The sequence below is a fragment of the gamma proteobacterium symbiont of Lampromicra miyakona genome (assembly GCF_059730895.1).
Map to the genome: position 1 here is coordinate 4,014,825 of NZ_AP035932.1, position 12,639 is coordinate 4,027,463.

General features: G+C 57.7%; 12 protein-coding genes. 6 read left to right on the forward strand and 6 right to left on the reverse strand.

Going from position 1 to position 12,639, the window contains the following annotated elements:
- Positions 1-397 precede the first annotated feature (397 nt).
- The 3 genes from AC6I8P_RS18840 (at position 398) to glpX (ending at position 3,893) form a co-directional block, all read left to right on the forward strand.
- Entirely contained in the window at positions 398-1,246 is an 849-nt protein-coding gene (locus tag AC6I8P_RS18840; RefSeq protein ID WP_021507039.1) for an MIP/aquaporin family protein, read from the forward strand.
- Between the two features lie 29 nt (positions 1,247-1,275).
- A complete protein-coding gene (gene glpK, locus AC6I8P_RS18845) occupies positions 1,276-2,787 on the forward strand; it encodes a glycerol kinase GlpK (protein WP_021507040.1) in 1,512 nt (503 codons plus the stop codon).
- Positions 2,788-2,882: 95 nt separating this feature from the next.
- Entirely contained in the window at positions 2,883-3,893 is a 1,011-nt protein-coding gene (gene glpX / locus AC6I8P_RS18850) for a class II fructose-bisphosphatase (RefSeq protein ID WP_021507041.1), read from the forward strand.
- On the opposite strand, the gene emrD is transcribed toward glpX, so the two are convergent.
- Positions 3,883-5,076, reverse strand: a complete 1,194-nt coding sequence (gene emrD / locus AC6I8P_RS18855) for a multidrug efflux MFS transporter EmrD (RefSeq protein WP_274526771.1) — start codon at positions 5,074-5,076, stop codon at positions 3,883-3,885. The genes glpX and emrD overlap by 11 nt on opposite strands.
- A 291-nt stretch (positions 5,077-5,367) precedes the next feature.
- On the opposite strand from emrD, the gene fpr reads away from it, so the two are divergent.
- The 3 genes from fpr (at position 5,368) to tpiA (ending at position 7,699) form a co-directional block, all read left to right on the forward strand.
- A complete protein-coding gene (gene fpr, locus AC6I8P_RS18860) occupies positions 5,368-6,114 on the forward strand; it encodes a ferredoxin--NADP(+) reductase (protein WP_132466098.1) in 747 nt (248 codons plus the stop codon).
- 105 nt (positions 6,115-6,219) lie between these two features.
- Positions 6,220-6,810: a YiiQ family protein gene (locus tag AC6I8P_RS18865; RefSeq protein WP_058775487.1), complete on the forward strand. Its 591-nt coding sequence runs from the start codon at positions 6,220-6,222 to the stop codon at positions 6,808-6,810.
- Between the two features lie 121 nt (positions 6,811-6,931).
- Positions 6,932-7,699: a triose-phosphate isomerase gene (tpiA, locus tag AC6I8P_RS18870; protein ID WP_031279624.1), complete on the forward strand. Its 768-nt coding sequence runs from the start codon at positions 6,932-6,934 to the stop codon at positions 7,697-7,699.
- A 68-nt stretch (positions 7,700-7,767) separates the two neighbouring features.
- Here tpiA and AC6I8P_RS18875 read toward each other — a convergent pair whose 3' ends face one another.
- The 5 genes from AC6I8P_RS18875 to cpxP all read right to left on the reverse strand — a co-directional run bounded on the left by AC6I8P_RS18875 (position 7,768) and on the right by cpxP (position 12,567).
- Positions 7,768-8,523, reverse strand: a complete 756-nt coding sequence (locus tag AC6I8P_RS18875; protein ID WP_058771029.1) for a CDP-diacylglycerol diphosphatase — start codon at positions 8,521-8,523, stop codon at positions 7,768-7,770.
- Positions 8,524-8,650: 127 nt separating this feature from the next.
- Positions 8,651-9,640, reverse strand: coding sequence for a sulfate ABC transporter substrate-binding protein (locus AC6I8P_RS18880; protein ID WP_021507046.1), 990 nt, complete (start codon positions 9,638-9,640; stop codon positions 8,651-8,653).
- Between the two features lie 147 nt (positions 9,641-9,787).
- Positions 9,788-10,750, reverse strand: coding sequence for a 6-phosphofructokinase (pfkA, locus tag AC6I8P_RS18885; protein ID WP_021507047.1), 963 nt, complete (start codon positions 10,748-10,750; stop codon positions 9,788-9,790).
- Positions 10,751-10,957: 207 nt separating this feature from the next.
- Entirely contained in the window at positions 10,958-11,860 is a 903-nt protein-coding gene (gene fieF / locus AC6I8P_RS18890) for a CDF family cation-efflux transporter FieF (protein ID WP_498030873.1), read from the reverse strand.
- Between the two features lie 194 nt (positions 11,861-12,054).
- Positions 12,055-12,567 (reverse strand): cell-envelope stress modulator CpxP, encoded by a 513-nt coding sequence (gene cpxP / locus AC6I8P_RS18895; RefSeq protein ID WP_021507049.1) that lies wholly within the window; start codon positions 12,565-12,567, stop codon positions 12,055-12,057.
- Positions 12,568-12,639: the final 72 nt, after the last annotated feature.

Sequence of the window (12,639 nt, forward strand, 5' to 3'; positions counted from 1 at the left end):
TCGTGCAAGGCGTTGATAGACCGGGCGTGCCTTAAAATAGTGCGTCCAGCCACGATGTCCCGATTGTATGTAGCCACACCCGGCAAGTCCAGCAGCACAAGGCCTGCGAGGGAAGTCTGTAACACTTTTCAGTTTATACCTGGAAAACGCGCAACTTCGCGCATTTTGCGCGCGGTCACACGCGCAGGGTGCAGCGCAGCGGGGGTTTTTGGCCCTAAACACAGGCAAAAGACGCGAAAACGCGCATTTTTATGACACGGCACACAAAATTCGATTTCGCTATTTCTCGTTTATGCTCGTTAACGATAAATTCACATCAACCCTACATTAGAGCTGGGCGACTCAAGGATTGAGAACAAAAACTGATAAAATTTAACCTCGCTTCAGGAATTCCATTATGAGTCAGACAACGAACACACTCAAAGGTCAGTGCATCGCCGAGTTTCTCGGTACCGGTTTGATCATCTTTTTTGGTGCCGGCTGTGTGGCGGCGCTGAAGCTGGCCGGTGCCGCATTCGGCCAGTGGGAAATTTGTATCATCTGGGGTCTTGCTGTCTCCATGGCGGTTTATCTGAGCGCAGGCGTATCCGGCGCTCACCTCAATCCGGCAGTCACGGTTGCCCTGTGCCTGTTCGCCAACTTCGAAGGCCGCAAAGTTTTACCTTATATTGTGTCGCAAATCGCTGGCGCGTTCTGTGCGGCGGCGCTGGTCTACGGTCTTTACTACAATCTGTTCTTTGATTACGAAGCCAGCCACCAGATGGTACGCGGCAGCGTGCAGAGCCTCGATCTGGCCGGTATCTTCTCCACCTATCCGAACCCGCACATCACCGTGGCGCAGGCGTTCCTGGTAGAAATGGTGATTACTGCCGTGCTGATGGCGGTGATCATGGCGCTGACCGACGACGGCAACGGCGTACCGCGTGGCCCGCTGGCGCCGCTGCTGATTGGTCTGCTGGTGGCGGTGATTGGCGGTTCCATGGGTCCGCTGACCGGCTTCGCCCTCAACCCGGCGCGTGACTTCGGTCCGAAGCTGTTCGCCTTCTTCGCGGGCTGGGGTAACGTGGCGTTCACCGGTGGTAAAGATATTCCTTACTTCCTGGTGCCGATTTTTGGCCCGCTGGTCGGTGCCTGCCTCGGTGCCTTCGGTTATCGTGCGCTGATTGGCCGTCACCTGCCGGGCAACCTTGCAGAAACCAGTAAAACAGAAAAACCGGTCGCGCGCGCTGAGCAGCGTAAAGCGTAAGTTTCATCGTTAATCATCAGGAAACCATAATGACTACGACTGATAAAAAATATATTGTCGCGCTCGATCAGGGCACAACCAGCTCACGTGCCGTGGTGCTCGATCATGACGCCAACATCGTCGCCGTCTCACAGCGCGAATTCACCCAGATCTACCCGAAAGCCGGCTGGGTTGAACACGATCCGATGGACATCTGGGCCTCACAGAGCTCCACGCTGGTGGAAGTGCTGGCGCACGCTGATATCCGTTCTGACCAGATCGCCGCCATCGGTATCACCAACCAGCGTGAAACCGCGATTGTCTGGGACAAAGAGACCGGCAAACCGATTTACAACGCCATCGTCTGGCAGGATCCGCGTACCGCCGACTACTGTAACAAGCTGAAGAAAGAGGGTCTGGAAGAGTATATCCAGCACACCACCGGTCTGGTGATTAACCCGTACTTCTCCGGCACCAAGGTGAAATGGATTCTTGACCACGTGGAAGGCGCACGCGAGCGGGCGAAACGCGGCGAACTGCTGTTCGGCACCGTCGACACCTGGCTGGTGTGGAAAATGACCCAGGGCCGCGTGCACATCACCGATCACACCAACGCATCGCGTACCATGATGTACAACATCCACAAGCTGGAGTGGGATGCGCGCATGCTGGAGATTCTGGATATTCCGCGCGAAATGCTGCCGGAAGTGAAAGGATCATCCGAAATTTACGGCCAGACCAACATTGGTGGTAAGGGCGGCACGCGTATTCCTATCGCCGGTATCGCCGGTGACCAGCAGGCTGCGCTGTATGGCCAGCTGTGTGTGCAGCCTGGTATGGCGAAAAACACCTACGGCACCGGCTGCTTTATGCTGATGAACACCGGTACCGAAGCGGTTACTTCTACTCACGGTCTGCTGACCACCATCGCCTGCGGTCCACGCGGCGAGGTGAACTACGCGCTGGAAGGTGCCGTGTTCATCGGTGGTGCGTCAATTCAGTGGCTGCGCGATGAGATGAAGCTGATCAGCGATGCGGGCGACTCCGAATACTTCGCGATGAAAGTCAAAGACACCAATGGCGTGTACATGGTGCCGGCCTTTACCGGTCTCGGCGCACCGTACTGGGACCCGTATGCGCGCGGCGCAATCTTCGGTCTGACCCGTGGTGCCAACGCCAACCACATTATTCGCGCCACGCTGGAGTCCATCGCTTACCAGACGCGTGATGTGCTGGAAGCGATGCAGAACGATGCCGATACCCGCCTGCAGTCGCTGCGCGTGGATGGCGGTGCGGTGGCCAACAACTTCCTGATGCAGTTCCAGTCCGATATTCTCGGCACGCGCGTGGAGCGTCCGGAAGTGCGCGAAGTGACTGCGCTGGGTGCGGCTTACCTCGCCGGTCTGGCGGTCGGCTTCTGGAACGATCTGGAAGAAGTTCGTGCTAAAGCTGTAGTGGAACGCGAGTTCCGTCCAAGCATTGAAACCACCGAACGCAACGTGCGCTATGCCGGCTGGAAAAAAGCCGTGGCGCGCGCCCAGGCGTGGGAAGAAGAAGAGTAACACTGTGCTGACCCGCGGCGCCCTGCCGCGGGTTTTTCCCGTCCCCCTGCCCCGTTGTGCTACACTGCCCGCCTGTTTTTTGTCAGGTGCAGACCATGAAACGAGAACTCGCGATTGAATTTTCCCGTGTGACCGAAGCCGCTGCGTTAGCGGGCTATCACTGGTTAGGACGCGGCGACAAGAATGCCGCCGACGGCGCCGCCGTCAACGCCATGCGCATTATGCTCAACACCATCAACATCGACGGCCAGATCGTGATTGGCGAAGGCGAAATCGACGAAGCACCGATGCTCTACATTGGTGAGAAAGTCGGTACCGGCCACGGCGATGCAGTGGACATTGCGGTCGATCCCATCGAAGGCACGCGTATGACTGCGATGGGCCAGGCCAACGCGCTGGCGGTGCTGGCGGTGGGTGATAAAGGCAGCTTCCTGCACGCACCTGATATGTATATGGAAAAGCTGATTGTCGGTCCGGGCGCGCGCGGCGCTATCGATCTCAACCTGCCGCTCGCCACCAATCTGCAGGCGATTGCGCAGGCGCTCAATAAACCGCTCAGCCAGCTGACGGTGTCGATTCTTGCTAAACCGCGTCACGATGCGGTCATCGCGCAGCTACAGCAGCTGGGCGTGCGCGTGTTTGCTTTTCCGGACGGCGACGTGGCGGCCTCCATTCTTACCTGTATGCCGGACAGCGAAGTGGACGTGCTGTATGGCATCGGCGGTGCGCCAGAAGGCGTGGTGTCGGCGGCGGTGATCCGCGCCATGGATGGCGACATGCAGGCGCGCCTGCTGGCTCGTCATCAGGTCAAAGGGGATTCGGCCGAAAACCGCCGTCTGGGTGAGCAGGAGCTGGCGCGCTGTGCCGAAATGGGTATCAACGCCGGGGAAGTGCTGACGCTGCAACAGATGGCGCGTAACGATAACGTGATTTTCGCGGCGACCGGCATCACCACGGGCGACCTGCTGAAGGGCATCACGCGCCAGGGCAATATCGCCACCAGCGAAACGCTGCTGGTGCGCGGTAAATCGCGCACCATTCGCCGCATTCAGTCGATCCACTATCTGGACCGCAAAGACGCGGCGCTGCACCCTTTTATCCTGTAACCGTCTGTTTGCCGCTCTCCGGATGACGCGAGAGCGGCCACCAGCACAGCAGCATCACCAGCGACGTCACAAACATTAGCATGCCGAGGCTCGACTGATCGTGCTGCGGCAGCAGCGCTGAGAGCCACGCCACCACGCCAGAACCGAGATTCTGCAGGCCCCCAATCAGCGCACCGGCACTGCCGGCCAGCCACGCGTAGGGCTCCATCGCGCCAGAAGTTGCCAGCGGAAACAGCATGCCTGCGCCGAAGAAGAACAGCGCGGCCGGCACCAGCAGCGTCCAGATATTCATTACGCCAAACCACGCCGGCAGCCACATCAGCAGGCCCGCCAGCAGGCAGCTGTTCACGCCGTACCACATCAGCGTATGCCAGGACTTTTGCTCGCGGCCGGCAAACCAGGCACCAAAAAACGCCGCCGGAATCGGCAGAATAAACAGGATGCTTACCGTCAGCCCGTCGAGCCCCAGCACGCCCGCCATCAGTACACCACAGCTGGCCTCAAATACCGCAATGCCCGCCAGCGCGCCGATCAGCAGTAGCAGATAACGCACAAAGTTGCCGTCGCTGAGCAGCGTGATGTAGCGGCGCAGAAACGGTGTCGCGGGCGCATCCACCGGACGGGTCTCCGGGAGCCAGCGGGCCATCGCCGCCGTTACGCCAACACACAGCAGCAGCAGGAAAGCAAAGCAGGCGTGCCAGCCAAACAGATGGGTCAGCAGCGCGCCGATTACCGGCGCCAGCAGCGGACTGACCAGAATGCCCATATTGAGCAGGCTGTTGGCCTGGCGCAGCGCAATGCCGGAGTAAAGATCGCGCGGCATGGTGCGCGCCATCACGCCAGCCACGCCGGTGCCCAGTCCCTGCACCGCACTGCCCAGTACCAGCACACTCAGCGACGGCGCAAACAGGGCGATCAGCGCGCCCGCCGCGAAGATCGTCATCCCCGCTAGAATCACCGGACGCCGGCCAATGCTGTCCGACAGCGGGCCGTAGATCAGCTGCGATCCGCCGTAGGTCATCAGATAGGCCGCCATCACCTGCTGCATGGCGCCGCTGCGTACGTTAAGCGCCTCTGCCATGTTCGCCATGGCGGGCACATAGATGGTCTGCGCCATCTGCCCGACCGCCACCAGCACAATCAGCATGAACAGCAGGAAGCGGTTTTGCGTATTACTCATCATCATGGAACAAAATGTCTGCCTGAGAAACAAAGTAATGACAGCACTAAACAGGGCTGCCGGAGAGTTATGGCGGCAAAAATATCAGGAATTGCACACAAAGCGAGAGGCGGACGTAAAGCGGCAGCCCAGCCACCGTCAAGCTTCTGTACCAGGCTGTAACGTGGCCGCTACAGTTGCTGATGTGTGCGGACGATTTGTCGCAGAGAGCCCTTTACCGGCTGCGGGGCTGGAAATCTGGTGCCGGGCTGACGAAGATAGAAAGAGACTAATTATCAATCATCAGGAGCGAACATGGCAGAGTGGGTCAATGCAGAAGTAAAAGAAGTGAAAAACTGGACCGATGCACTGTTCAGCCTGCGCGTCACGGCGCCCATCGACTCTTTTACCGCCGGCCAGTTTGCCAAGCTGGCGCTGGAAGTCGACGGCGAGCGCGTGCAGCGCGCCTACTCCTACGTTAACGCGCCGCAGGATCCGCTGCTGGAGTTCTATCTGGTAACAGTGCCGGAAGGGAAGCTCAGCCCGCGTTTGCAGGCGCTGCAGCCCGGCGATCAGGTGATGGTGACCAAAGAGGCGGCCGGTTTCTTTGTGCTGGATGAGATCCCCGACTGCCAGACGCTGTGGATGCTGGCGACCGGCACGGCGATCGGCCCGTATCTGTCGATTTTGCAACAGGGCGAAGGGCTGGAACGCTTCGACAACATTGTGCTGGTACACGCTGCGCGCTATGCCGCCGACCTGAGTTTTCTGCCGCTGATGCAGCAGCTACAGCAGCGTTATCAGGGCAAGCTGCACATTCAGACGGTGGTCAGCCGCGAGCAGATGCCCGGTTCACTGCATGGCCGCGTACCGCAGCTGATCGAGAGCGGAGAACTGGAAAACGCCGTGGGCCTGCCGATGCTCGCCGATACCAGCCACGTGATGCTGTGCGGTAACCCGCAGATGGTGCGCGATACCCAGCAATTGCTGAAAGAGACCCGCGATATGCGTAAGCATTTCAAACGTAAACCCGGTCACATGACCAGCGAACATTACTGGTAATCGCGCTGGCAGCAAAATGTCAGATTTTTCCCGGCGCGGGTTTTGACTTTCAGCGGTAAAAACCGTTCTAATCGTGGGCTAAGTGAATGATTTAGGGCCGAAGCAATGAAGAATCTGCCAGTCGCGCTGCTGCTCAGCGTCGCACTGACATTTCCCGCCTGGGCGGAGGACGCGCCCGCGCAGGATCGCAACGATCACCTGCCTGCGGCGCCGTATCTGCTGGCGGGTGCGCCCACCTTTGATATGACCATCGCGCAGTTCCGCGAAAAGTATAACGCCGCCAATCCTGACCTCCCGCTGCAGGAGTATCGCGCCATCGACAACCGCGATGACAAGAGCCACCTGACACGTGCCGCCAGTAAAATCAGCGAAACGCTGTATGCCTCTACCGCGCTGGAACAGGGCACCGGCAAGATTAAAACGCTGCAGATTACCTGGCTGCCGGTGCCGGGCCCGGATATGAAAGCGGCACAGACACGCGCCATGGATTACATGACTGCGCTACTGCGCTTTTTTGTGCCCGGTTTGTCAGCGGATGAGGGACACAAGAAGCTCGACGGCCTGCTCAGCGCCGGCAAGGGTGCACGCTATTTTTCCCGCACCGAAGGTGCACTGCGCTTCGTGGTCGCAGACAACGGCGACAAAGGGCTGACCTTCGCCGTTGAGCCCATCAAACTGGCGCTCGCTAGCCCCTGATCTCCCCGGCAAAAATGACGAAAAGCAAAGCCAGCGCCCCATTTGATCTCTATACTGTCTGGCAGACATCGCTGCCCCGATGGCAGCGCTATTTCATGAATCGCGTTATGCGGAGGAAAGAATGCGACATCCACTGGTTATGGGTAACTGGAAACTGAATGGCAGCAAGCACATGGCGGGCGAGCTGATTGAAGGCCTGCGCAAAGAGCTGTCAGGTGTGGAAGGCTGCGGTGTGGCGATTGCTCCGCCGGCGATCTATCTGGATCAGGCCAAACACGCCATTTCCGGCAGCCACATTGCGCTGGGTGCGCAGAACGTGGACGTGAACCTGTCTGGCGCTTTCACCGGTGAAACCTCTGCCGAGATGCTGAAAGACATCGGCGCGAAATACATCATCATCGGCCACTCTGAGCGCCGCACCTACCATAAAGAGAGCGACGAGTTCATCGCGAAAAAATTCGCCGTGCTGAAGGCCGCAGGCCTGGTACCAGTGCTGTGCATCGGTGAGACCGAAGCTGAGAACGAAGCTGGCAAAACTGAAGAAGTGTGCGCACGTCAGATCGACGCCGTGCTGGAAACCCAGGGTGCAGCGGCCTTCGAAGGCGCGGTTATCGCCTATGAGCCAGTCTGGGCCATCGGTACCGGCAAATCAGCGACCCCAGCGCAGGCGCAGGCAGTACACAAATTCATTCGCGACCACATCGCGAAGAAAGATGCCGCTATCGCTGAGCAGGTAATCATTCAGTACGGCGGTTCGGTTAACGACAAAAACGCCGCAGAACTGTTCACCCAGCCGGACATCGACGGCGCGCTGGTGGGCGGTGCATCTCTGAAAGCCGACGCTTTCGCGGTGATCGTCAAAGCCGCTGCAGCAGCGAAAAACGCGTAAGTTTCTCACGCAGAGAAAGGCGGCTGATGAGCCGCCTTTTTTATTGCCTTAATCGGTCGCGGTGCCACTCACTCCAGCAAACGGCACTGGTGATCCTGCAGTTCTTCCGCCGAACCGCGATTCAGCTTCAGCCAGTTGCGCTCCAGCGCCAGCAGCGCCAGGCGTCCATCCGGCAACCGGGCCAGCGCCAGCCCGTATTTGCCCATCTCACCGCGCGCATGCGGCACCTCCTCAGCCAGCCGGATAAATACGCTCTGCTGCGCCAGTTCGGCAGTGCTCAGCGTGCGAATCAGCCAGGTATGCCGCAGCAGCGTTGCCGTCTGCCACTGCGCATTCAGCTTCGGCGCCAGCGTATCCAGCTGCTGACGCACATCCGGTCGCAGGCAGGAGATATGAATGTGCAGCTGATTCTGCGTACGACCATACTGCGCGTTGATAGCCAGCGACAGCACGCGGTCGTCGACAGGCGCACCGCGCTTCTGCGCCAGCAGGCGGCGCTGCTGCCAGGCGGCAGCAAACAGGTTCGGCGTGGTGGGTTCGAGGAGGATTGGGCTCTCCATGCCGGTGATTTTTGCTATCGGCATCAGCAGATATTGCAGCGGGCCATTCAGATCTTTGAGCGTAACGTAACCCTGCGCCAGATTGACCTGCTGACAGGGGGCAGGATTACCGCGTTGCGTCATGTCCGGTACGCACTTTTCGCTGACAATCTGCCATAGCGCGTCGGCGTTTTTATGCAAATGCACCGCACCGGCGATCAGTCCGGCAATCAGAAGGATGAACGCGATAATCAGCAACGTAACACTACGGCGGCGCGCCTGCATGGCCAGATCCTCAGTGATGAGCTGTCAGCATCCTCACCTGTCGCCAGCGGAAAGTCACGGCTTTTTCCGCGCCGTAAAGCAAAACGGCCAGCGCAGGGCTGACCGTTTCGTCATGATGAAAACGCGGTTACGGTTTCATGACCTGATCGTAGCTGCCACCGTCGGCAAAGTGTGCTTTCTGCGCTTTGCTCCAGCCGCCAAACTTGTCATCAATGGTGAACAGCTTAACCGGCGCGAAGCTGCTGGCAAACTTCTTCGCCACCTCAGGATCGCGCGGGCGATAGAAGTTTTGCGCCGCGATGGTCTGGCCTTCCGGTGAGTAGAGATATTTCAGATACTCTTCCGCCACCTTACGCGTGCCCTGTTCATCCACCACTTTATCGACCACGGAGACCGTCGGTTCGGCGAGGATCGATTCGCTCGGCGTAACGATTTCAAACTTGTCTTTGCCCAGCTTATCAACGGCCAGATAGGCTTCGTTTTCCCATGCAATCAGCACATCACCGATACCGCGCTCAACGAAGGTGTTGGTCGCGCCACGTGCACCGGAATCCTGCACTTCAACGTTTTTGAACAGCGCCCGGACGTAAGCCAGCGCTTTGGCCTGGTCACCGTGGTTCTGGTCCAGCGCCCAGCCCCAGGCCGCCAGATAGTTCCAGCGTGCGCCGCCGGAGGTTTTCGGGTTTGGCGTGATAACGGAAACGCCTGGCTTAATCAGATCCGGCCAGTCATGAATGCCTTTAGGATTGCCTTTGCGTACCAGGAACACGATGGTGGAAGTATAAGGTGCCGAGTTGTCCGGCAGACGCTTGATCCAGTTTTTATCGATACGACCACGGTCAGCAATAGCATCCACGTCGGACTGCAGCGCCAGCGTCACCACATCTGCGCGGATGCCATTGATCACGGACGTCGCCTGCTTACCCGAACCGCCGTGCGACTGGCGGATCACCACGTTGTCACCGGTTTCCTGCTTGTAGTGCGCGCTAAACGCTTTGTTGTACTGCTCGTACAGCTCACGGGTTGGATCGTAAGAGACGTTTAACAGCTGAATATCCTTTGCCAGAACACTGGTTGAAGCCAGTAACAGGGTGACACCAATACTCCACTTGTTCATTGCTTGCTCTCCCGAGGTCGTTATAGAACAAGACTGACACAAAGCAATCCATGGATTAAAGAATTAAAAATAAGCTGTTATAACTATGGAGAATATAGCAAGGCATAAAAAAGGGCGCGAAAGCGATCGCGCCCGATTTATCGTTGATTAGTAGAGTTTTTTCGCGGTATCCAGCCAGTCGCGCTTGAACGGACGCTTCATGTTTTCGATAGCGTCGATGATGTCATGATGCACCATCTTCTCGTTCTGAATACCCACGCAGCGACCGCCGTAGCCCTGCAGCAGCAGCTCAATTGAATAAGCGCCCATGCGTGATGCCAGAATGCGGTCGTAAGCGCATGGCGCACCGCCGCGCTGGATGTGGCCGAGCACGGTGGCACGGGTTTCACGCTTGGTTTCCGCTTCAATAAAGTGCGCCAGATCGTCGATGTCACAGATATGTTCGGTGATCGCCACGATGGCGTGTTTTTTACCTTTCGCAATGCCAGCCTGGATTTCTGCCACCAGCTCTTCGCGCGTGTAAGGGATTTCAGGCAGCACGATGAACTCACAACCACCGGCGATGGCCGCCGCTAAGGTCAGGTCACCGCAGTAGCGGCCCATCACTTCTACGATGGAAATACGCTGATGCGAAGAAGAGGTATCGCGCAGACGGTCAATCGCTTCAACCACGGTTTCCAGCGCGGTGAAATAACCGATGGTGTAATCGGTACCGGCGACGTCGTTATCGATGGTGCCCGGCAGGCCAATGCACGGGAAACCCATTTCGGTCAGGCGTTTGGCACCCATGTAAGAACCGTCACCGCCAATCACCACCAGCGCATCAATGCCGCGCTTTTTCATGTTTTCGATCGCGACCTGACGCACTTCTTCGTTGCGGAACTCCGGGAAACGCGCCGAGCCGAGGAAGGTGCCGCCGCGGTTAATCATGTCCGACACGCTGTAGCGGTCGAGGTTGATCATGCGGTCTTCGTACAAACCCAGATAGCCGTCATAGATACCAAAAACTTCAAGGCCTTCACTCAGCGCGGAACGGACAACTCCGCGAATGGCTGCGTTCATGCCTGGGGCGTCGCCGCCGCTGGTCAGTACTCCGATTTTTTTGATCATGACAACCTCTGGATTGTTCAAAACTAAGGATTATTCCTGCCTGTCGACCGGTGTGGACCAGCTCGCGATCGCACGGCTTAATAGTTGCAGATAGTATATCAAAGGCTTGATGCTGAATTGATTCAGGTCAGACAAGTTTTCGCTAATTTTTTACAAAGTTGTTAGCGTTACGTCATTTTTTTCACGCAATACTATGTTTTATAACGGCTAATACTGAAAAAAACCCTGCTGATTTTGCGGCACGACAGAACAGGGGTCCTGATGAATAATCACATCTGAGCCGGGAAATTTTTGCCGTAATGCCTGCTCAATTTGATCGGCCACCTGATGCGCCTGCACCAGCGGGAGATGATCGTCCATCTCCAGATGAAGCTGAATAAACCGCGTCGGGCCAGACTGCCGCGTACGTAACGCATGGGCACCGCGTACGCCGGGCCAGTGGCTTACCAGCGCGATAATCGCCTGTTTTTCCTGCTCCGGCAACGCACGATCCAGCAGCGACTGCACCGCTTCATAGCCCATGCGCAGCGCGTTATAGAGGATATATACGCCGATGCCGAGCGCAAACAGCGCATCCGCACGCTTGAAACCATAACTGCTTAAGCCCAGCGCCACCAGAATGGCACCGTTCATCACCACATCCGACTGATAATGCAGCATGTCCGCGCGAATCGCCTGGCTGCGGGTACGCCGCACCACCCAGCGTTGGAAAGCGACCAGCACCAGCGTGGAGCTGAGGGCGATCAGCGTCACTATTATACCCACCAGCGGCGCACGCAGCGTTTCCGGCGTGGCCAGATGCTGCAGCCCGGTAAGAAACAAAAACAGCGCCGATCCGGAGATAAACATGCTTTGCGCCAGTGCCGCCAGCGATTCCGCTTTGCCATGACCAAAGGTGTGATCGTCATCGGCAGGCTGCAATGAATAGCGCACCACCAGCAGATTGGTCAGTGACGCGGCGATATCGACCAGCGAATCCACCAGCGCCGCCAGCACGCTGACCGAACCGGTGTACCACCAGGCGAAAATTTTCACGATCAGCAACAGCGTTGCCAGCGTGGTCGCCGCCAGCGCCGCGCGGTTTACCAGTTTTGCGTAGGAAGGTTCCATGCCTTGCCTCGTCAGGCGCTGCAGCACGCCATGCAGTGGAAAATGGCTCAAGTTTATCACCGTACCGTGCAGACTGCGTGACAGGATAGCGAAACGGATGCAATTTGCCCGCGAATTCAGGGCAAAAAAAACCCCGCCATCATGGCGGGGAAGACAGGGATGGTGTCTATGGCAAGGAAAACAGGGATACTATGTTACTGGTTACTGCTGGTACTACTCACTGCTTGCAGCGGTGATGATGGCTGCAATCCGGAGAGCCGACGCGCTTCATTCAGGCGCCGCTCAAAATTCTTCTGCAATGTTGCTTGCTGTGCAGGCGTTAGCAGGTGATACATCTGATTACGAACCCGGGCCATCTCGATTTGCAGTTCTACCTGCTCGCGGGCCTGTTTCTCTGCCTGCTGGCGGATAGCCGATTCGTTAAATTTGTCTGCAATGACAAGGTCATGCATAGTTTCTATATCCTGAACGCTTAACACCGGGCGTTCATGGCGCGCTTGCTGCATCAGGTCGCGCATCTGTTGCCGCTGTTGTTCAGTCAGCTCAATGCCATCGAACATGTGGCTTTGCGGATTTTGCGTCATACTGCCTGTCGTCAATCCGCCGTTATGATGCATCTCGTCAATCGTCGTCGTGTCTGCTGCTTCTGCGCTGGCGTGACTGAGAACCATCGCTGAGGCAAAGACGACGGCGGTTAAGTAGCGCATCGTTTACTCCCGGTTCGTTCCGTTTTGCGATTCAACGAGAGCTAGTGTACGGCGACAGCTGCAAACATCCGT